Below are 21,748 nucleotides of genomic sequence, written 5' to 3' on the forward strand. Positions count from 1 at the left end.
GTCCAAAACATTAATTTATCGTTAACCAATCCTTAAAAAAGCTACTTTTGTGGTTGGTTTTAGGGACCGACATAATTTTAAAAAGCAATAAACCAAATCCTATGAATGAAATTCTAAATCAACTCTCACAGAATTTTGATGAATCTTTTTCAATAATTAATTATGTGATTAATATTATCATTTGTGCTATTCTATTATACATCCTGTCAATTTTATATGTAAAATTTGGACGATCAATATCAAATAGATTTCAGCTGGCACGAGTTCTGATATTGGTGGGAGTAACCACTTTCATAATAATTTCCATTGTAAAATCTTCCCTTGCTTTGTCGTTGGGTTTGGTAGGTGCCCTTTCCATTATTCGATTTAGGACAGCAATAAAAGAGCCAGAGGAATTGGGTTATTTTTTTATGGCCATATCTATTGGTCTTGGTCTTGGGGCCAATCAATTGTACCCAACAATATTGGGATTTGGCGTCTTAGCCGTAATTATTGCGTTGTCTAGCTATAAAAAGGGGAATAACCTATCGCAAAATTTGTTGATTACATCAAAGTTGGGTGAAAATAATCGCTCCAACGCTGATGAAAGAATAAGTGCCATCGTAATGAAAAATTCAAATCAAGTAGAACTGAAAAGAATGAAATACGATAACGATGCAATTAACATCAATTTTCTAGTGAACATAGATTCTTTTGAAAATATCAGAAAAATTACGGATCAGCTAAACGACTTGGACAAAGACATAGAAATTACCTTTATAGATAGTGAAATCTAAATTGCTTATAACCGAATTTTCATGGAACTAAAACGGGCAAAAACCAACAGAAGACTATTTTTTGTTTCATTATTGATCATTGCAATTACAGCATCTTCTTTTATAGTGGATTTCAATGGTCGCACCAATGTTCCGGCTAAGAAGAACAGTCTGAATTCCAAAACACAAATCGCAGACAATAGAATTGACTATGAACAACTAATCGCCAATAGAATCAATCTTATCCATGAAGACTCTATTTTTAGCATACATATAGTTGAACAGCTAGGGATAAACAATTTGATTTTTGCGTATAAAAACCCTTTGCAAGGGCGGCAGAAAAGTGACATTTTCTTTGTTCACCTATTTTTAAAAGATTCCACAAAGTTGATTAGCGGTAAGTTCATCAACCTCGATTTCCCAGCCCCCCAACCCGTACAGAAAATGATAGGTGGTACAAACCATTTCTTTTTTACAAGACCATTGGTATCAACTAGGTTTAAAGGAAGATTTATTGATGTAGATGATATTGAGCACATAAACACCGGCAGGTATTCTCCAGGAATAAACCGTTCGCAAAACATTCTTAATCTTAAACCCTCGGGTATATCGCCAATCGAATTGACAACTAACACCTTGCCTAAGGTTAATATATATGTCAAGGATAAAAGTTTCCGAAAAATACGTTCAAAGAGGGAACAGGCGATCAATGATGGTGTGCTTACAACTGAAGAAGATGACATGGTTAAGGGCAAAATAGCACTTCAAGGACAATCGGAGTTAAAAGCAGAATTTAGGTTGAAAGGAGACCTTACTGATCATCTAAGGTCTGAAAACAAATGGTCGTATCGCTTTATTATGGATGGAGAGGCAACTTTTAAGGGGCTTCGCAAATTCTCGATTCAGCATCCAAGGGCAAGAAACTATCTGTGGGAATGGCTTTTTCATCGCACCATAAAGAATCAGAATATCATAGGTCTTAGATATGATTTTATAGATGTCAACATCAATGTAGATTACGGGGTGGATTCCGTACAACAAATTCCTATGGGAATTATGGCTCTAGAAGAATCTTTTGATAAGATTTTAATTGAAAACAACGGACAACGGGAAGGTTTGATTCTTGCCTTTGATGAATCCCTATTATGGGAAGACAGAAAAAGGCAAATGAGCTCCGGGCTTGATTTGTCCGCTAGATCGGCCAATTTGGTCAATGTGTCGAGTGCCCCTATAAAAGTCTTTAATCGTAACAAAGTACTATCAGACCCCAAACTGGCAAAGCAATTTAAGATTGCTAAAGATTTACTGGATGGCCTGAAAACTGGGAAATATAAAATATCGGAGGTTTTTGACGTGGAAAAACTTGCCTCTTTCACAGCTTTATCCAATTTGTTTGGTGGGCAACATGGACTTATATGGCACAATCTCAGAATTTACTATAATCCAGTTACTAGCAAACTAGAGCCAATTTCATTTGACACGGATGGAGGAAAAAAAATAAGCAAGTTGCAAAACTATCCCATGTCTTCCGGAGACGCTGAATATGAAAGACAGTTGATGAAAAAGTTGGAAATGGTTGCTAACGAAGAATTCATAAATGATATGGTGGGAAAGCACTATGCTAAATTGGATTCTACATTGATCAATTTGAATTCAGAGTTTGATATAGAATTTGACTTGTCAGTACTCGAATACAACAGCAATTTTATTAAGAAACAACTTAATCCTGAAAATGTAATCACCGCCGGCTTGATTGACTTTGACAAAGATCGTATGGCCATTGAAATTCAAAATCTGACTCCATATGATATCAAAATGGAAGGTTTGGTGAACAAAAAGGGAAGAATGCTTAGCACAAATGTTAATCAAGCACTGATAAAGGGCGATGAAAGAAAGGTCGTTGTTTTTCAACTGAATAAGCATTTTGATAATGCCTTCGTGTCGAAAAAGAATAAAAAAGGAGGGTTTAGGTTTCCAAACGACGTGGACAAAATCAAGATTAGCTATTATTTGGATGGACTTGGGATTGACAATCTGAGGGAAGGGGATCTTATTCCATACGGCACCAGTCAAGATTTGGATGAAAGTGTCAAGAAGCGTAAGACGATGTTTGAGGCCAACTATTCACAGTTTAGTTTTGTTAAGAAAACTGGCAATGAAATCACTTTTATCCAAGGTGAACACTCTTTGAATACAACAATGGTAATCCCCACGGGAATGAAAGTTGTAGTTGAAGAAGGATTTTCTTTGGACATTAAAAATGGAGCGTCTTTGGTTTCCTTCTCTTCAATTTTTGCTAAGGGATCAAAAAAAACTCCAATACATTTTTATTCGAGCGACGGTTCGGGGAAAGGAATTTTTATAACTAATACCAAAAGGAGTTCCAGACTTGAACATTGTCGTTTCTCAAATTTATCCAATCCAGTAATTAACCAATGGGAGCTTTCTGGAGCTGTAAATTTTCATGAAGCTACAGTTGAAATTAGCAACTCCGTTTTTGAAGGCAATAATTGTGAAGATGCCTTAAACATTATAAGGTCGGACTTTCTAATTACAGAGTCGGTTTTTCAGAACACATACTCAGATTCCTTTGATGGCGATTTTGTCAAGGGAGAGATTATAGATTCCGAGTTTATAAATTCTGGAAACGATGGAATAGATGTTTCTGGTTCGGAAATAACGATTAAAAATGTTCGCATTGACAACCCATCCGATAAAGCCATCAGTGGTGGTGAAGGAAGTGTAATTAAAGGAGGAGGAATCAAAATATCAAACGGAGAGATAGGAATAGTCAGTAAGGACCTTTCCAGGGTGGAACTTTCTGATATTGAAATTTCGGGCACGAGGCTGGGACTTTCTTCGTTTCAAAAGAAAACCGAATATGGACATGGACTAATCAAAATATCAAATCTTAAATTGAAGAACATTGAGGTAGACCACCTAGTAGAAAATGGTTCAACATTGACCATAGACGGAATTCCTGTCCAAACCGTATCTAACAATGTAATTGATCAAATGTATGGGAATGAATATGGTAAAAGTAGTAGATAACGTAGCGCATGGCCCAGCATATCACAATCTAAGGTTTGAACGTAAATTTGTTTACCCAAACGCTATCGTTGATGATGTGATTAACAATGAGGTATTAACCAATAGCTTTGGATTTCGAGAAATATTTCATAAAAGAACGGTAAACAACATTTATTTTGATGATTGGAGCCATACCTTTTATAAAATGAATATATCAGGTGATGGAAAAAGGGAGAAATTGCGTCTAAGATGGTATGGCGATGCCTTTTATGAGGTAAAAGCCCCAACTTTAGAAATAAAGAAAAAATATGGGGAGGTAGGTGACAAGTATTCTCATAAAATAAAGAACCTTGAGTTTGATTTGAGATTATTGCCAATTGATAAATTGAGCCATTTTGTTAAAGGAAATATTGATGACAACTCGCTTTTGTCCAAAATGGAGTTATTGTTCCCTACGCTGTTTAACTCATATGAAAGAAGATATTTTCTGTCTGATTGCGAAAAGTTTAGAATAACAATAGATTACAATATGGTTTTTTACAACCCAAATAGTAATCCATATTATCTTACTGAATCGAAACTCGAAGACATAATCTTAGAACTAAAGTATAATACGGCCGATGATATGGAGAGCAGGGAAATTACCCAGTCGCTCACTGAGCGTTTATCCAAGAATTCCAAGTATGTCCGGGGATACGATATCTTGTACCACTAAAAGGTGCACAGGAGATGGTAATGCCCAATGTTTAAGCAGTTCATCATTGTGTCTTTCATGGCCAAAATATCCTATAGCATGTATCTGACAAGTATTGGAATGGAAAAAGCCAAACATAACATTGGTTTTTTATTTCTGTTATTAGGTCTATTACAATGTACGTCCAAACCTGATGTTTACGACATACCTGCATTTTCATCCAACAATGTGGTCAATTGCATCATAGAAATACCTGCGGGAACGAATAAAAAAATAGAATTTAACAAGGAGACAAAAAAGTTTGAGATCGATAGGAAACATGGGCAAGAAAGGGTAATCAACTTTCTGTCCTATCCGGGCAATTATGGCTTTATACCATCTACCTATTCAAACCCAAAAAAAGGAGGGGATGGAGATGCACTTGATGTAATTGTTTTATCAGAATCAAGCGAAACAGGTACCGTAATGGAGGTGCTGCCAATAGCGATATTTAAGCTTTTGGACAACGGGGAACAAGACAATAAGATTGTTTGTATACCCTTGGAGGAAAACCTAAGAACAATTAACGCTCCAACTTTTGATCAACTAAAATTAAATTATCCAAAAGTCATTACAATATTAGAAACATGGTTTTTAAATTATGACATTAAGGATGTACTTCAAAGTAAAGGATGGGGTGATGAAAAGGAAGCATATTTTGAAATTAGGAAATCTCTCAAAAAACATTGAATTCCGTTTCGGACCAGTTTTAATTATAGAGGTATATTTGTTTTTCAATGTATCCTAATCTTTTGAACAGGTGTTTTTTAGACAGCATAGATTTTCAAACCTCATCATCCCTATATCTTACCTTGTAGATATAGCTGTTATAAATTTTCTAGCATATTGGCTTCCCATCCAATTTCAAACACCAGCGCTTTTCCATGCCTATATTACCGTGGGTTGGGTAGTGATATCATTAAAGAATGAATTTTATAAGATATATCGCTATACAAAAGTCACCAACATTCTCATTCTACTTTTCACACAATTTGTTTTCTTTTTTTTAATACTTTATGCTTTTATAGGCTTCTTTAAACAACCAATAATAAGTCGTTTGGCGTTAGGTCAGTTCTTTCTATTTGTTTTCATAGCGGTTTTTGCCCTAAAATTTTTGAACTATACCTTATTAATGAAATATAGGGAACGGGTTAAGGGAAACATTAGAAACGTTGTTGTCATCGGCAAGAACAAAAAAACAGACCAGTTAATTTCAGTCTTTCTTGAAAGGGCGGATTTTGGATATAATTTTTTGAAACAATTTTCACCAGGTACTACAGGTTTTAATACCAAGGAATGTTTCGATTATATTCTAATAAATCACGTGGATGAAATATACTGTTCGGTGGCAAACTTAACAAATAGCCAGCTGGCCGAGTTTATCAATTTTGCTGATAACAACTTAAAAACGCTCAAATTTATACCGGATAATAAAAATATTTTTGCCAAAAAATTAAAATTCGAATATTACGATTATATTCCAATTTTATCCCTTAGGGATATTCCGCTTCATAGCCCAATAAATGCCTTCTTAAAACGCAGTTTTGATATTGTTTTTTCTTTGGTCATAATTGTGGGCTTTCTCTCATGGCTTACCCCTGTTTTGGCAATTTTGATCAGATTGGAGTCAAGAGGGCCGATTTTTTTTAGACAAACAAGGAATGGCATAGATAATAGAGAGTTCTACTGTTATAAATTCAGGTCTATGGCTCCAAATAGGGACGCGGATAATCATCAGGCCACAAAAAATGATATGAGGGTAACAAAGGTTGGGAGGTTTATTAGAGCAACCAGTATTGACGAATTACCTCAATTTTACAATGTCTTTTTTGGCACCATGTCTGTTGTTGGGCCTAGGCCTCACATGGTTAAGCATACCAATGAGTATTCAGACAGGGTTGATAAATATATGGTAAGGCATTTCGTTAAACCTGGCATAACCGGATTGGCACAGGTTAAAGGATATCGCGGAGAAATAGAAAGTCATTCAGACATCCAAAATAGAATAAAGCTGGATATATTCTACGTTGAAAACTGGTCAATGTTCCTTGACCTAAAAATCATTGTTCAAACTATAATTAACGCCATTAATGGTGAAGCCAAGGCGTATTGATATGAAAAAAACCCTTATTACAGGAGCAGCTGGTTTCTTGGGATCTCATCTTTGTGATCGGTTCATTGCCGAGGGGCATCATGTCATAGGCATGGACAACCTAATCACGGGCGACCTGAAGAACATTGAACATCTTTTTCCGTTGGAACGTTTCGAGTTTCACCACCACGACGTGTCTACCTTTGTGCATTATGGCGGGGACTTGGATTACATCTTACACTTTGCCTCTCCTGCAAGCCCAATAGATTATCTGAAAATCCCAATTGAAACCCTAAAAGTGGGTTCTTTGGGTACGCTTAATCTCTTGGGCCTGGCCAAAGAAAAGAATGCCCGTATTTTGGTCGCTTCCACTTCCGAGGTATATGGTGATCCCCTTGTTCATCCCCAGAATGAGGAGTACTATGGAAATGTGAGCCCCATTGGCCCTCGTGGTGTTTATGATGAGGCCAAACGTTTTATGGAGTCCATTACTATGGCCTATCACCGTCATCATGGTTTGGATACCCGTATAGTTCGGATTTTCAACACCTATGGCGCCAGAATGCGATTGAATGACGGCAGAGTGGTGCCGGCCTTTATGGGGCAAGCACTACGTGGAGAGGATTTGACTGTTTTCGGGGATGGCTCACAAACCAGATCTTTTACCTATATCGACGATCAAGTTGAGGGAATTTATCGCCTACTGATGAGCAGCTATGTTGAACCAATTAACATTGGAAATCCTGACGAAACCACAATCCTCGAGTTTGCGGAGGAAATCATAAAACTTACGGGAACCAATCAAAAAATTGTATTCAAGCCGTTACCAGTTGATGATCCCCTGCAGCGGCAACCGGACATTTCGAGGGCGAAGGAAATCTTAGGCTGGGAACCCAAAGTGCATCGTTCCGAAGGCTTGAAAAAGGTTTATGAATACTTTAAATCCTTATCTCTGGAGGAATTGCACCAAAAAGAACATCGAGATTTTTCACATTTAAATGGGAAATAGGGATTGTCGTTTCGAAGAAGTGGAGCGACTGAGAAATTTAACAATTAATTTTGGAAACCAATTCCGTGTTACAGTTGAAATGATACCTTTCTTGCGGAATTACCTTTGAATTGAACTATTTTTGCCAAAATTTTGATTGATGAACATTCTTGTCCTTGGTTCAGGGGGTCGTGAACATGCGATTGCCCATAAGATTTCACAAAGCCCAAAAATCAACAATCTTTACGTCGCTCCTGGTAACGCGGGCACTTCCCAAATTGCCAGCAATGTTGAGGTAGGGGTCAATGATTTTGAAGGAATCAAAAAGTTGGTTTTGGACAAGAACATCAATCTGGTTGTTGTGGGGCCGGAAGATCCGTTGGTAAACGGAGTGCACGACTTTTTCCTGAACGACCCAGAACTACAAAATGTGTCCGTGATTGGTCCGCAAAAGGCAGCTGCGGCCTTGGAAGGGAGCAAGGAATTCGCCAAAGAATTTATGATGCGACATAACATTCCTACCGCTGCCTATCAAAGTTTTACTTCTGATAATCTGGAAGAAGGTTATGCCTTTTTGGAAACTTTGCAACCTCCTTATGTCCTCAAGGCAGATGGTTTGGCTGCTGGAAAAGGTGTTCTTATTCTCCAGAACATCGAAGAGGCCAAAAAAGAACTTAGTGCCATGTTGCTGGATTCCAAATTTGGGAAGGCCAGCGCAACAGTGGTAATCGAAGAGTTCTTGAACGGAATAGAATTAAGCTGTTTTGTACTAACGGACGGAACCAATTATAAAGTCTTGCCCACCGCAAAAGACTACAAACGTATTGGCGAGGGAGACACAGGATTAAATACAGGCGGTATGGGGGCCATTTCTCCCGTTCCATTTGCGGATAATGCCTTCATGCAAATGATAGAGAAGCAAATTGTTATACCCACCGTAGAAGGCCTTAAAAAGGATCAGTTGCCTTATGTTGGATTTATTTTTATTGGATTGATCAAGGTTGGGAATCAACCCAAGGTTATAGAATACAATGTTAGAATGGGAGATCCGGAAACCGAAGTGGTTATCCCAAGGGTGCAAACAGATTTGGTAGACATTCTGACCGCGATGGCAAATGGAACACTAGATCAAATTGACCTTCAAATTGATGAAAGGGCGGCTACCACGGTTATGGCTGTTTCAGGCGGATATCCAGAGGCATATGAAAAAGGCAAGGAGATAACGGGAATAGATAAGGTGGAAGGTTCTTTGGTTTTCCATGCGGGAACCAAAACCACAGAAGGAAAAGTGGTAACCAATGGCGGAAGGGTAATCGCTATAACTTCCTTTGGAGATGATTTCCACCAAGCCCTGAAAAAATCCTACAACAGTATGGAAAAACTCCATTTTGACGGGATATACTACCGCAAAGACTTAGGATTTGACCTATAGCCAAATAGCCAGGATTATCCTAAAAAAGAAAACGAATATCGGGGAGATCTTATAGGTAAGTGTGGGAAGTGATACTCTTGTCTTCCTCGCCGTTGTCATTGAAAATCTTCAACTCCTTCATCCAATAAACCATGGCTACAAAACCGATAATGGTAAAGATCCAGTTTACAGTATTGGAGGCCCACCAGCTTTCCATAAAGCGGAATAAATCATAAGGGGCAAAAAGGTAGTTTACAAATAAGTCTTCAATGCCGTAAAAAAACTTGCTCATGTTGGCTATATTTACTTTGCAAAAGTAGTAAAACCCGCGATGATTTCAAGCTTTTTCGGAAAAACAAAACCCATAAACTACATTGTTTTGTCCGTCTTTTTGGTTCTGTTCTATGGCTTGTTCCAAATTCTTCAAATCCATGGTAGCGAAAGGAATCTTTCTATCCCATTGGAAGTCTTGACCTTAGGCACTTTGACCCTGACCATTTTTGTGATCAATCAGATTATTAAAACGGAAAAAGTCACAGAGTTTAGCTCCTATGCCATGTTGTTTTTTGTTTTGCTCTTGGTCGCATTTTCGAACATCATTCAGGATAAAAACGCAATTTTTGCCTCCTTTTTTCTATTGCTTGCCATCTGGAGACTCTTGGCTGTTAGGTCCATCAAAAATGTGAAACACAAGATTTTTGATGCTTCTTTTTTAATATGTGTGGCCAGTTTGTTCTATGATTGGGCTATTGTGTTCCTAATTTTGGTGTTTGTGGTGATCAACGTATATGACAGGAAAACCGTAAAAAATTGGATAGTTCCCTTCATGGCCATTTTTACCGTTTTTGTTTTAACATTTGGGATTATAAGACTGTTTGGCAATTCTGATTTTTATCTAATGCACTATCAATTTTCCTTTGGCTTTTTGCAAGATGGGTTTTTCGCCCAAAAGGGAGTGCTGCTGTCGCTAATTTATTTATCGCTGGTGGGGGCTTTGGCCTCGTTGGTGTTTCTTCAAGTAAGAAGAAAGGGGGGTGGAAGACTGGTACCCTTGCGCATTTTGTTTCTGGCTTTTATTTTGGGTGCCATATTTTGTTTTCTCACCCAAAACGGAACAGCCACTATACTAATCACTTTTTTCCCTGCCGCTGTTTTTTTGACCAATTTTTTGGAAACCATCAAGCGTCCACGAATCAAGGAATTGGTTTTGGCCGCCTGTATAGTGGTTCCTGTTTTGCTTTTTGTTCAAAGCTTAAACCAATAAACCATAAAGCAATATCTTTGCGCAAATTGATACAACATGTTTAGTGCATTTGCTTATAGCATTTTTCAGGAAAGTATAGATACCTATCACATTAAGGACGACGTATACCAGGATTTTGCAAATCCTTATCCAAAGAATCAAATAGAGCATTTGTTATATCGAAAAAACTGGATAGACACGGTGCAATGGCATTACGAAGACATTATTCGTGATCCCGCCATTGAACCTACTGCGGCTCTGGATTTAAAGCGAAAAATCGATGCCAGCAATCAGGACAGAACAGATTTGGTCGAGTATATTGACAGTTATTTTCTTCAAAAATACCAATCGGTTCAAGTGAAGAATGATGCTACCATCAATACAGAAAGCCCAGCCTGGGCCATAGACCGTCTTTCCATTTTGGCATTGAAGATTTACCACATGCAGGAGGAGGTGGATCGTACCGATGCTTCGCAAGAGCACATTGAGAAGTGCTCCGCCAAACTTGTTGTGCTACAAGAACAGAAAAAGGATCTTTCTTCCGCCATTGATCAACTATTGGCCGATATTGAAGCGGGAAACAAGTACATGAAAGTCTACAAACAGATGAAAATGTACAACGATGATGAACTAAATCCAGTGCTTCGTGGACAAAAAGGGTAAACCTGTCCACATTTTGGTCATCCGGCTTTCGGCCATGGGTGATGTTGCCATGACCATTCCTGTTTTAAGTGCTGTTTTGGATGCGCATCCGGAAGTGAGATTTACCGTTCTCACCAAAAAACATTTTGCTCCTATTTTTTCACAACTGAATAGGGTATCTGTATACCATGCTGAGGTTAAAACCAAGCATAAAGGCCTAATTGGGCTATGGCGATTGTACAAGGAACTGTCCAAGTTTAAGTTTGATGCCGTGGCCGACTTTCACAATGTCCTCCGAAGTCGTATTCTGAAGAAATATTTTGCCCTGGATGGGGTACCCTTTGTTCAAATTGACAAAGGAAGAAAAGAAAAAAAGGCATTAACACGGAAATCCAACAAAGCCTTCCATCAATTAAAGACCACCCACCAGCGATATGCGGATGTGTTCTCCGAACTGGGTTACCCAATTAATTTGGAGGATGCAAAACCCCTTGCTCGATTACAGCTTTCAGAAAATGTGCTGAAAGCGGTAACACAAGATGCCAAGAAATGGGTGGGCATAGCGCCTTTTGCGGCCCATGGAGGTAAGATGTACCCCTTGAAACTCATGAGGGAGGTCGTAAAAGCCCTTTCGGATACCGATAGGTACAAAATCTTGCTTTTTGGGGGAGGTGCCAGCGAAGTAGAACAGTTAAACGCCATTGCGGTATCCAATAGTAACATTCAAAATATGGCGGGGAAGTTGAGTTTGGCCGAAGAGTTGGAATTAATATCCAATCTGGATGTAATGCTTTCCATGGACAGTGGCAACGCCCATTTGGCGGCCAACTATGGTATTCCAGTGGTAACGCTTTGGGGGGTTACCCATCCCTTTGCGGGCTTTGCCCCATTTGCACAGCCCAAGGAGAATGCGCTGCTATCAGACCGAAATACATTTCCTTTGGTTCCAACCTCTGTATATGGAAACAAACTGCCAAAAGGATACGAATCTGTGATGGAATCTATTCCACCCCAGAGAGTGGTGGATAGGCTTATCAACGTATTGGAGAACTAAGAGGAAAATTTTCGTCCGTTTGAGTGGCAAATCAAAGATTTGGTATATCGAAAACAAGAAAATTTCGGGCTTTAAGCACTTCTCGATACTAAATGCTTTCAGCATTTAACTCGAAGTGACGGATTCTACACCGATTTTCGCCACTATCTGCCACAGGATACGAATCCGTGATGGAATCCATTCCATCCCTATAGATGGCGGATAGAATTATAAGAATATTTGAGCTTTAATATCGTCTAGGTTCGGCATTAAATTTGATTACCGTTTGCCGATTTTACAGAAATAGGTGTAAATCGAGCGAAATTGCGTTTCGCATGGCAAAAAAGAGCATGTAGCGGTAGGATTTAGCAGCGGTTTTGTGATGCAATCACAAAAATTTCCTTAAAATCGACTTGATTTTTTGGTTCGTTTTGTATCAAGACAAAATGAACAGAGAGAAATTGTTTCAGAACAGTTTAGAACACTTATGGATACTAAATTTCAAAGAAATTTAACTCGAAGTGACGTAGTCTTATTGCAATTATGCCACCACCCGTCTTTCCTCAATAGCGTTAAAATACAATTTTAGCTGCTGCACATAATTATACTTCAATTGCCTATTAGTACTTTCGGATAAAAGCGTTCGCATTCCCAAATAAGAGGCAATAATATAGCTTGCAGCACCTTCGCAGTCTACATGGCGGGCAATATAGCCATCCACTTTTCCCCGTTTTAGGATGGAGACCAAGTTGACTTCCCATACTTTTAGGATATCCCGCAAATAGGTGGCAATTTCTTCATTTCGCTTACTGAATTCCGTGATAAAATCATTCAACATAAAGCCATAGGCAATTTCATTGGATTTACCGGGCTCCAAGGCCTTCTCAATACTGTCCAAAATTACCGGCAACGGATTTTCATGGGTATTTAATGGTTCTACCAAAAGGGCGTACACCTTTTGCTGCACTAGATTTTGCACAATGGCAATAAAGTAATCCTCCTTGGATTTAAAATGATGGTAAAATGCACCTTTAGATAAGGAGAGGTCTTTTAAGATGTCATCCAGATTGGTGTTGTAATAGCCTTTTTCATGGAAAACTTCCAGGCCTTTGGCACACAGGCGGTGCATGGTTTCGCGTTTTTTTAGGTTTTTGTCCATAAGATTTGGGTTTTGGGTTTTTCAAAAGAATTCCCAGCGGTTTAAGCTGGAATCTTTTGAGTTGTCATTCCACATTTTATGTGGAATCTTAACAAGCGAATTTCATTTTTCCGAAATTCCTTGATTAGACTGTTAAGTCGGTTACAAAGTTTCCCCAGTTTTGGCCCAGACTCAAGAATCAAGGACGTATTTATAAGAAAAATCGGCGAAGTGACCAAAAAGACCCTAAATCTGGCAAGGTGAAAAAATGGAACCGACCCGCGGGTCGGTTTAAACGGGCTCTTTTAAAGACAAAAGGTATGAGTAAACTATTTACAACAACTTATCGGTAGTAAATTTTTGGGTTCTCCAATACCCCTAAAAGGCATTTCATAACCCTATAAATCAATAATAATTTAAAAGGGTGTTCACTTTAGGCAAATGATCCAACTGTCAAATAACATCAACTTAAAGTATAGTGTACAATATGTAAGAATCTAGTAACCATGTGGTAACTTCAAAATTAAAGGCGTGGACTAGTTTGCGCCTTAATGAAAAACCTTAATATAATCTTCGTGCTATCCACATTGGCCGCGATGGTTCTAATACTTGAACTGGACAATGGGGAAGCAACCTTAAGAACGGGGGATATTTCCTTTATATCTTTCAAATCAACAAATGAAGATGGTTTTGCCATTATAACTTTTGTAGACCTGCCCCCTGGAACTAAAATTCGGTTTATTGATTCGGAATGGAATGGGAATCATTTTGGGTTTGATGAAAACGATGTTTTATGGCAGACTGGCGATAAATTAATTGAAGCAGGATCTGTAATAAGTTTTATGGATTTAAACTCGGAGCAATCTTCTGTAGATCACGGAAAAATACTCGGTACGATGAATTTGTCGAGTAAAAAGGAAGCAATATTTGCTTATGTAGGAGATGAAAGAATGCCAACCAAGTTTTTAGCTGCATGTGCAAACAATTCAATAGGCTACAAAACCCTCATAAATACGGACCTGGTTGAGGGGCAGACGGCAATTACATATCCCGAGGGCACAACTTATGCTCGTTATATTGGGCCAAGCTACTATCAAAACAGCACTAAGTTCCGCGAGGCACTGAATCATATGGGCAACTATTTTCTTCAGAACTGATAGCTATTATTAAGTAAGGTTTAAGGGATTCTTTTTTGGGATTAAGAACATAAAGCCAAAACCGATAAGCAAAAATTTAGATAGGATTTTTAATCAAAATTTCCCGAACTTCATCTCTACAAGTTCGTTTAGGCGCATTTTGCCATAAAAAATCATCTTTAGAAGTAATTCTTCAATTTTAACCTACATTATGAATAAAATTTTCAACCCTATTTTCCTTCTCTCTACATTCACTTTTTGGCAAAAAGAATCATAAGACTATTATTAATTTATATAACACCTAAAAACAAAGAATAAATAATGACAAAACACACGCTTGCTGCAGTCTTGACCTTATTCATAGTTTCCATTCGGGGCTATTCGCAAAAAATGGAAACCTTAAGACATCAAATAGAGAGCATTATAAATTCCAAAAACGCAACTGTTGGGGTGGCCATCAATGGGATGGATGGTAAAGATACCTTGAGCATCAACGGTCAAAGGCACTTTCCTATGCAAAGCGTGTTCAAGTTTCCAATTGCATTGGCCATTTTGGCTGAAGTCGATAAAGGACATCTTTCGCTAGACCAAAAAATCGATATCAAGAAAAGCCAATTATTACCAGGTCTTTGGAGTCCACTCCGAAAAAAGTACCCTGAAGGGGGCTCCATCGCCTTAGATGAAATTATAAAGTATACGGTCGCCTTGAGTGATAACGTGGGTTGTGATGCGCTGTTAAGACTACTGGGCGAACCTCAGGCAGTTGAAAGATATTTTGCCAAACTGGGCTTTACCGATTTTGCGGTTAAGATAAATGAAGAGGTCATGCAGGGCAATTGGGAACTTCAGTTCTTAAACTGGACAACCCCAAAAGAAGCCAACAGGATATTGGCAGCATTTTATGAGAAGGGCAACAACTTGCTTTCCCAGGAGAGCTATGATTTTATCTGGAACATAATGAAAGGAACCAAAACTGGAAAGAAACGATTAAGGGGGCACCTACCTGAGGAAACCATAGTGGCGCATAAAACAGGTTGGTCGGGAAAACATAAGGAAACAGGAATAACCGCCGCAGTGAACAACATCGGGATTGTTTTCTTGCCTAACGGGGAGCATTTTACCATTAGCGTCTTTGTCACTGAATCATCTGAAAGCCTTGAGGCCAATGAGAAAATAATAGCGGACATTTCCAAAGCAGCTTGGGATTACTTTATGGAGAAGTAAACGGCCCAAAGACATGGGAGGGATTAGGCCACCGTTCCTTGGCAACTGCTTCCCGCTCCTGCAGTGCACCCATAACAATGTTGGGATATCACTATGTTTCGGTCGTTTAGCAAGTCCTCATTATAATCTTTTATGTGCTTCACCTTGCTGGCAACTTTCAGTTCCAACATTTGGTTAAAGTCACAGTCGTACAACCAGCCGTCCCAACTTACCGAAATGGTGTTGGTACACATGACATTGGCAACCGCTGCAGGATTATAGGCCTCCACCAGGGCATACATATAGTCCTCATAGTTGTCCGATGCAATCAAATAATCCAAGAAACGGGATATGGGCAGATTGGTGATGGCAAACAGATTGTGGAACTGGATTCCAAAGTCTTCATCCAGAGCTTTCTTAAAGTCGCGCTCCATGGCCATTTGGTCACCAGGTAAAAAAGCACCCGAAGGATTGTAGACCAAATCCAATCGCAAATCACTTCCCGGCATGCCATAGCCTACGGCATTCAGTTCCTGCAAAGCTTTGATGGACTTGTCAAAAACCCCATCCCCACGTTGTTTGTCCGTTTTACCACGGGTGTAGTGCGGCATAGAGGAAACCACATGAACATTATGCTTTTTAAAGAACTCTGGAAGGTCATAATACTTCTTGTTGGCTCGGATTATGGTGAGGTTACTACGCACAATAAAATCCTGGATACCCGCTTTGGCAGCTTCCTCAACAAACCATCTAAAATTCGGATTCATTTCTGGGGCTCCCCCAGTAAGATCCAAAGTATGGGCACCTGTATTTCTGATGACTTCCAAACACAGCTCCATGGTTTCGCGCGTCATGATTTCCTTCCGATCGGGCCCGGCATCCACATGGCAATGTTCGCAGACCTGGTTGCACATGTATCCCACATTGATTTGCAAAATTTCCAACTTATTCGGTCGCAGAGGGAATTGGCCTATCTCCGCAATCTTATCCTTAAAATAAGGAAGTTCACCATCAGCAAAAATTCCCCCATTCAGGATTTCCAATTGCTTGTTGGTTTCCGCAAGCTCATTTTCCCTGGCCTTAAGGGATTTTTTGGCTGCCTTTTTTATTTGAGGTAATATGCTTTGTTCCATTTGTGTATACTCAATTATTTGGTCTTGTTTCTAGAAGCGAAGCGGTCTAACATCCAAGTGCGCAGCGCGTCCATACTTACATAGATAATTTGTTGTACTTGTTCATCATTTGTACCCCATGCACTAGGGTAGCACCACTTTCAATGGCGGCTCCGGCGTGTACCGCTTCCATCATTTCCTCTTTGGTGATTCCTCGCTGTAACCCATCTTTGGTATAGGCATCAATGCAATACGGGCATTTGACCACGTGTGCCACTGCAAGGGCGATCAAAGATTTTTCACGGGCACTAAGTGCGCCTTCCTCAAAGACTTTTCCGTAGTAATCAAAAAATTTGTTGCCCAATTCCTCGCTCCACTCGGTGATTTTTCCAAACTTCCGCAAGTCCGCGGGATCGTAATATGAATTTGCCATTTGTTTTGCTTTTTTGGTTCGTAAATGGAAATAACGCTAAAGCACTATTTCAAATAAATTAACAGGATAAGAACCTGTGAACAGGTTCAAGAATTAGTGGGATTAAGCAAAACAGAAAGGAGATCCTTTATTGTAGGGAGTTTGTTGAACAAGGATTGCAGGAGCAATTTCCATTCGTTGGGAAAAGTGCATCCTTTGGGAGAGTAATTTGGAAAACAGTATCATCCATTTGCTCCCAAGGGATTTAATATAATTGGTAAGTCGTTTAATATCTTTTATAGAATCGATATCCGACAAGGTCTCCAAAGTAGCCCATTGGCACGTAATGGAATCAAAATAAGAAAGGGTGTTTTGAAATAAGAACGAGGTCTGCCAGGGAAGGGATTCCAACCCATTGGCGTCAAAATGTTCCCTTGTGATCCCAAAAAGGTAAAATCCACCATCCATTGACGGGCCCAGAACCACCTTCTTTTGTAAAAGTAGCGTTGAGGCTTTTTGTATATGACGCTTTCCAAGGTGTGGGCTGTCGTTTCCAATGGCAATGACATTAAGATAACCTTTATCAAATATGGCCTGAATGGCATTCGCAAAGCGCTGTCCGAAGGAATGTCCGACTTGCTCCTTTTCTGAAAAATGAAAATGGGGAAGATCAGTGGCCTCAATAACCTTTATAACGCGTTGATTGAGGGATTCCAACAAACCGCTGTCCACATGCATTTTTTTTGCGCGAATATCCTCTTCGGCAGAATTGGCGAAGAGCAAAATGGCGGTATGTTTTGTATGTTCTTTGATTAAAACAGCTAATATGTAAGTAAACTTACAACAATCTAGACTTCAATTTAGGTCGAAAAATGGGTTTTCAGTTTACAATTTATACCGCTTTTTCCAAATTTTAACAAACCGACTCCCCAGTCGGTCAACGAAAAAGGCACCTTCGAAAAAGTCTAGATTAAAATCGATGACATTTCGATAAAATGCACAAACCATCCCAATTTGGGTTTCAAACCGACCCGCCAGTCTGTAACTATCCCATAAATTTTCAGGCAAAAACTGGATTTTTCCCATGCGGGCACTAATTTTATAGAGCCTTAAATCGCAATGCAATGAGCAAAACAATTTCCGATGCAAAATCTGTTGGACTTGTGCTATCTGGAGGTGGAATCCGAGGCATGGCCCATATTGGTCTGCTCAAGGCGATGGAAGAAAAGGGCGTTCGGGCCCAGCTAGTTGCAGGTTCAAGCGTGGGTGCCTTAGTGGGAGCGCTCTATGCCAACGGAAATTCCATTGAGGAGATGTTGCAGTTTTTTAAGGAGACTCCTTTGTTCAAATACGATTTTTTTGCCATCAACAAGCCTGGTTTTATAGACACTGAACGTTATTTCAAGATTTTTAAGGGCTATTTTCCAGAAGATTCTTTTGAAGCATTGCGAATTCCATTGTTCGTGGTGGCTACCGACCTCCTTAAAGGAGAAGAAAGGGTTTTTTTTAATGGAGAACTGATTAGGCCCCTGCTGGCGTCGGCGGCCTTGCCGCCAGTTTTTAGTCCAATAGAAATTGAAAAGACCCTTTATGCAGATGGCGGGGTCATGAACAACTTCCCCAAGGAATATGTGGATGATAAGGCGGATTTCATCATTGGCAGTAATGTCTCCATTGCAGATGAAATTGATAAAAGGGCCATCCGAAATTCTATTTTATTGGCGGGAAGGGTCACTGGTTTAATGATTTATGCCTCCAGTCACCGGAAATTGTTGGAATGTGATATCAGTATTGAGCCCAAAGAGCTGGAAGGTATTGGGGTTCTGGACAAAAAAGGGATAGAAAAGGCGTTTAAAATAGGATATGAACATGGGAGCAGAGCCTTGGATTTGGCCCTTACCTTACCTTAAAACCAAGTCAAATTTACACGAACCTGCCTACCAGCAGGCAGGTTTCACGAATTGGACGAATAGAATCTTATTTTAATGGAACGACGCCAATACCCTTGACCCTTGGCTTTTTTGCCCCTTTTATCTACACATCATCATAATCCACCTTCAAAGTGGGCGTCAACGGATGTGCCTGGCAGGTTAGGATCAGCCCTTCGGCAACTTCCCCGTCAGTTAGGATTTGATTTTTCACCATCTCGGCCTTTCCTTCCGTGATACGGGCAATACAGCTGCTGCAAACACCGCCCTGACAGGAATAGGGGGCATCTATTTTTTCTTTTAATACAGCATCGAGTACAAGACTCTTTTTATCCATGGCGAAAGAAAAGGTCTCGTCATCAACGAGTACTTCCACTTGGGTTTTTCCGTCCAAGTTTTCGGCCAAAGTATCTTCAGATTCTGATGCAGTAAATAGCTCAAAGAGAATTTTATCTTCAGAAATACCGTTGTTTTTCAAAGTGTCCGATACCGTATTGATCATCTCCTCTGGGCCACAGAGGTAGAAGGCATCAAAAGCCGTTTTTTTGAACTTGTTTTTTACAACAAAGTTGACTGTTGAGGTTTCAATCCTTCCAAATAGAGCACCTTCTTCTTGGGAACGACTGTACACCTTTTGAATAAAAAACCTATCGGAATATTTTTCATGCAATTCTTCCAAATCCTTTAAATACATGGTTTCTTCCGGAGTCTGGTTCCCAAAGACCAACACAAATGTGCTTTCGGGATGAGACTCCAAAACCGTTTGGGCAATACTCATTATGGGAGTTATTCCACTACCCGCAGCAAAGGCCGCAACATTTCTTGGGGAAGAATTCGGTTCAAACACAAATCGACCCTCCGGCACCATTACCTCCAGTACATCCCCGGCCTTTAATTGCTCATTGGCATAAACGGAAAATGTACCGTTGGGTACTTTCTTTATCCCCACGGTGATTTGGCCAGATGCGGGGGAAGAAGAAATGGAGTAGGCTCGTCGGACCTCGGCCCCGTTCACCTCATGTTTTAGGGTGATATATTGACCAGCGGTAAAGGAAAATGTATCTTTTAGGTCAGAGGTTATTTCAAAAGTAAGTGCAACCGAATTTGGGGTCAATGCTTCAGTCGAAGCTATTTTTAAAGCATGGAATTCGCTCATTGTAATCAATTTTTGTGCAAAACTACGGATTCGGGCTATTCTGTGGGGTCAAATTTGAAAAAAGAGTACGTTTTGTAACAAATGAAAGGAATGGGCTACTAACCAATCGATAAACCTCCAACCATGTTTGAGCACTTCGTAAACCTTCAGTGGAAATCCTTTTTTAGATCCTCTTCGTTTGGAAAAAGTCTGGCGTTGAAAATTGTGATGATTTGTTTTGGGCTTTGTATGATCATCACCGTTGTGTTTATTGGGGTCTTTTTATATCGAATTCTAAGAAACATATTCCCCCAGGAAAATCCCATGTGGATGCTGAGCCAATTTATGGTGTATTGGGTACTGATAGAATTGTTCTTTCGGTACTTTATGCAGAAACTACCCGTAATGGATGTTAAACCATTGTTGTCCTTGCCCATTAAAAAAAGTGCCATTACCCATTACATTTTAGGAAGGTCAGGGATTTCGGCTTATAATTTAATGGCTTTGTTCCTGTTTGTGCCTTATGCCGTAGTGCTGTTGTATCATGACTATCCTATACTTAATGTTGGGCTATGGTTGGTATCTGTTATGGCCTTGGTATTGTGCATCAACTATGTAAATTTTATAGTGAACAAAAGCGATAAGGCCTTAGGCTTTATTGGTGGTCTTATCCTAATGTTATATGGGCTTGATTATTTTCATTTGCTTCCTGTCAGGGAATTTTTTGGCCCAGTGTTCCATGGTCTATACCAATATCCAATTATGGTTTTGGCACCCATTACGCTGGCCGCTTTGGCCTATTGGATCAATTATCGCCATTTAAGAAACAGGATATTTTTGGATGCTTCCCTCAAGACCAAATCCAAGGAAGCGAAGACGTCCAACATGGCATGGACACGCCGCTTTGGGGATATGGGGACTTTTCTGCAATTGGACCTTAAAATGATTTGGCGCAACAAACGCACCAAGGCACAGGTTTTTATATCATTGCTTTTTGTTTTCTATGGATTGATTTTTTATGCTCAGGAAATTTATGCGACCATGGTTCCCATGCACGTGTTTTTGGGCATTTTTATGACAGGCATTTTCCTGACCAATTTTGGCCAATTCATACCAGCATGGGACAGTTCTTATTACGGGATGATGATGTCACAAAATATACCACTGCGAAAGTATTTGGAATCCAAAGCAAGTTTGATATCGGTAAGTGTGGTGGTCATGTTTCTGCTTACTATTCCCTATGTTTATTTTGGATGGAACATTTTGGCTATCAATTTTGCCAGTGCCCTGTACAACTTGGGAATCAATATCCCGGTTATTCTCTACTTTGGGTCCTTCAACAAAAAAAGAATTGAGTTGGATAAAAGTCCGCTTGGCAATATGCAAGGCACCAGTGCCACGCAATTTTTGATAATTCTTCCAGTGCTCGGCTTACCTATTCTATTGTTTACGGGACTGTACTTCCTAATCTCTATGGAGGTTGCCATAGCCACATTGGGTCTGCTCGGGGTTTTGGGATTTGCCTTCAAAAACAGATTACTAGATCGGATAACGGAACAATACAGAATCAAAAAATATGGTATGTTGGCCGGCTTTAAGGAAAAAGGTGGCTAAAGATTGTTAAGTCCCTTGTGGTTTGACACGAACCTGTCTACCGGCAGACAGGTTTCACAAATGACACGAATTGAATTTGATAAAAAGTGGATTGAACTTGATTTTTGAGCTTGAATTTTAATACAGAACTTGATATTTAACAC

Annotated in this window: 20 protein-coding genes; 14 read left to right on the forward strand and 6 right to left on the reverse strand. The window is 39.6% G+C overall.

Going from position 1 to position 21,748, the window contains the following annotated elements; all coding sequences use genetic code 11:
* Positions 1-101: 101 nt before the first annotated feature.
* From ACO6S0_RS17720 to purD, 7 genes are all read left to right on the forward strand, one after another.
* Positions 102-776, forward strand: a complete 675-nt coding sequence (locus tag ACO6S0_RS17720) for a DUF4956 domain-containing protein (RefSeq protein WP_422349621.1) — start codon at positions 102-104, stop codon at positions 774-776.
* 21 nt (positions 777-797) lie between these two features.
* Positions 798-3,806: a hypothetical protein gene (locus tag ACO6S0_RS17725; RefSeq protein ID WP_422349622.1), complete on the forward strand. Its 3,009-nt coding sequence runs from the start codon at positions 798-800 to the stop codon at positions 3,804-3,806.
* Entirely contained in the window at positions 3,787-4,500 is a 714-nt protein-coding gene (locus tag ACO6S0_RS17730) for a polyphosphate polymerase domain-containing protein (protein ID WP_422349623.1), read from the forward strand. Before ACO6S0_RS17725 ends, ACO6S0_RS17730 begins: the two co-directional genes overlap by 20 nt.
* Positions 4,501-4,578: 78 nt before the next feature.
* Positions 4,579-5,208: an inorganic diphosphatase gene (locus tag ACO6S0_RS17735; protein WP_422349624.1), complete on the forward strand. Its 630-nt coding sequence runs from the start codon at positions 4,579-4,581 to the stop codon at positions 5,206-5,208.
* 70 nt (positions 5,209-5,278) lie between these two features.
* Entirely contained in the window at positions 5,279-6,631 is a 1,353-nt protein-coding gene (locus ACO6S0_RS17740) for an undecaprenyl-phosphate glucose phosphotransferase (protein WP_422349625.1), read from the forward strand.
* Between the two features lies 1 nt (position 6,632).
* The gene (locus tag ACO6S0_RS17745) at positions 6,633-7,619 is read left to right on the forward strand and encodes a UDP-glucuronic acid decarboxylase family protein (RefSeq protein ID WP_422349626.1); all 987 of its coding nucleotides are present in this window, start codon (positions 6,633-6,635) and stop codon (positions 7,617-7,619) included.
* Between the two features lie 139 nt (positions 7,620-7,758).
* Positions 7,759-9,030 carry a phosphoribosylamine--glycine ligase gene (purD, locus tag ACO6S0_RS17750; RefSeq protein ID WP_422349627.1) on the forward strand — a complete coding sequence of 424 codons (1,272 nt, stop codon included), beginning with the start codon at positions 7,759-7,761 and terminating at the stop codon, positions 9,028-9,030.
* Between the two features lie 49 nt (positions 9,031-9,079).
* Here the strand turns inward: purD and ACO6S0_RS17755 are convergent, their stop codons facing one another.
* On the reverse strand, positions 9,080-9,301 hold the full coding sequence (locus ACO6S0_RS17755; RefSeq protein ID WP_420401455.1) for a DUF6341 family protein: 222 nt from the start codon (positions 9,299-9,301) through the stop codon (positions 9,080-9,082).
* A 39-nt stretch (positions 9,302-9,340) separates the two neighbouring features.
* Between ACO6S0_RS17755 and ACO6S0_RS17760 the strand changes: the two genes are divergently transcribed.
* The 3 genes from ACO6S0_RS17760 to ACO6S0_RS17770 are packed head-to-tail and all read left to right on the forward strand — an operon-like array spanning position 9,341 to position 11,948.
* Positions 9,341-10,273: a DUF6427 family protein gene (locus ACO6S0_RS17760; protein ID WP_422349628.1), complete on the forward strand. Its 933-nt coding sequence runs from the start codon at positions 9,341-9,343 to the stop codon at positions 10,271-10,273.
* Between the two features lie 36 nt (positions 10,274-10,309).
* Positions 10,310-10,915 (forward strand): DUF4254 domain-containing protein, encoded by a 606-nt coding sequence (locus ACO6S0_RS17765; RefSeq protein WP_422349629.1) that lies wholly within the window; start codon positions 10,310-10,312, stop codon positions 10,913-10,915.
* Complete coding sequence (locus tag ACO6S0_RS17770; RefSeq protein ID WP_422349630.1) at positions 10,899-11,948, forward strand: glycosyltransferase family 9 protein; 1,050 nt, start codon at positions 10,899-10,901, stop codon at positions 11,946-11,948. The genes ACO6S0_RS17765 and ACO6S0_RS17770 overlap by 17 nt, the downstream gene beginning before the upstream one ends.
* Positions 11,949-12,468: 520 nt before the next feature.
* Here the strand turns inward: ACO6S0_RS17770 and ACO6S0_RS17775 are convergent.
* Entirely contained in the window at positions 12,469-13,086 is a 618-nt protein-coding gene (locus ACO6S0_RS17775) for a TetR/AcrR family transcriptional regulator (protein WP_422349631.1), read from the reverse strand.
* Between the two features lie 530 nt (positions 13,087-13,616).
* On the opposite strand from ACO6S0_RS17775, the gene ACO6S0_RS17780 reads away from it, so the two are divergent.
* Both ACO6S0_RS17780 and bla read left to right on the forward strand, forming a co-directional pair.
* Positions 13,617-14,222, forward strand: a complete 606-nt coding sequence (locus ACO6S0_RS17780; protein ID WP_422349632.1) for a hypothetical protein — start codon at positions 13,617-13,619, stop codon at positions 14,220-14,222.
* Between the two features lie 300 nt (positions 14,223-14,522).
* Complete coding sequence (gene bla, locus ACO6S0_RS17785; RefSeq protein ID WP_422349633.1) at positions 14,523-15,425, forward strand: class A beta-lactamase, subclass A2; 903 nt, start codon at positions 14,523-14,525, stop codon at positions 15,423-15,425.
* Positions 15,426-15,448: 23 nt separating this feature from the next.
* Here bla and arsS read toward each other — a convergent pair whose 3' ends face one another.
* The 3 genes from arsS to ACO6S0_RS17800 form a co-directional block, all read right to left on the reverse strand.
* Complete coding sequence (gene arsS, locus ACO6S0_RS17790; RefSeq protein WP_422349634.1) at positions 15,449-16,537, reverse strand: arsenosugar biosynthesis radical SAM (seleno)protein ArsS; 1,089 nt, start codon at positions 16,535-16,537, stop codon at positions 15,449-15,451.
* Positions 16,538-16,613: 76 nt separating this feature from the next.
* Entirely contained in the window at positions 16,614-16,949 is a 336-nt protein-coding gene (locus ACO6S0_RS17795; RefSeq protein ID WP_055397919.1) for an arsenosugar biosynthesis-associated peroxidase-like protein, read from the reverse strand.
* 102 nt (positions 16,950-17,051) lie between these two features.
* Positions 17,052-17,711: a TIGR04282 family arsenosugar biosynthesis glycosyltransferase gene (locus ACO6S0_RS17800; RefSeq protein WP_422349635.1), complete on the reverse strand. Its 660-nt coding sequence runs from the start codon at positions 17,709-17,711 to the stop codon at positions 17,052-17,054.
* Positions 17,712-18,052: 341 nt separating this feature from the next.
* Here ACO6S0_RS17800 and ACO6S0_RS17805 point away from each other — a divergent pair, with 341 nt between their 5' ends.
* Complete coding sequence (locus ACO6S0_RS17805) at positions 18,053-18,838, forward strand: patatin-like phospholipase family protein (protein WP_422349636.1); 786 nt, start codon at positions 18,053-18,055, stop codon at positions 18,836-18,838.
* A gap of 124 nt (positions 18,839-18,962) precedes the next feature.
* On the opposite strand, the gene ACO6S0_RS17810 is transcribed toward ACO6S0_RS17805, so the two are convergent.
* Complete coding sequence (locus ACO6S0_RS17810; RefSeq protein WP_422349637.1) at positions 18,963-20,012, reverse strand: FAD-binding oxidoreductase; 1,050 nt, start codon at positions 20,010-20,012, stop codon at positions 18,963-18,965.
* A gap of 123 nt (positions 20,013-20,135) precedes the next feature.
* Between ACO6S0_RS17810 and ACO6S0_RS17815 the strand changes: the two genes are divergently transcribed.
* On the forward strand, positions 20,136-21,605 hold the full coding sequence (locus ACO6S0_RS17815) for a DUF5687 family protein (RefSeq protein WP_422349638.1): 1,470 nt from the start codon (positions 20,136-20,138) through the stop codon (positions 21,603-21,605).
* The last annotated feature ends 143 nt before the right edge of the window (positions 21,606-21,748 follow it).

This window comes from Flagellimonas sp., from assembly GCF_965233845.1.
In the GTDB taxonomy this organism is placed as follows: Bacteria; Bacteroidota; Bacteroidia; order Flavobacteriales; family Flavobacteriaceae; genus Flagellimonas.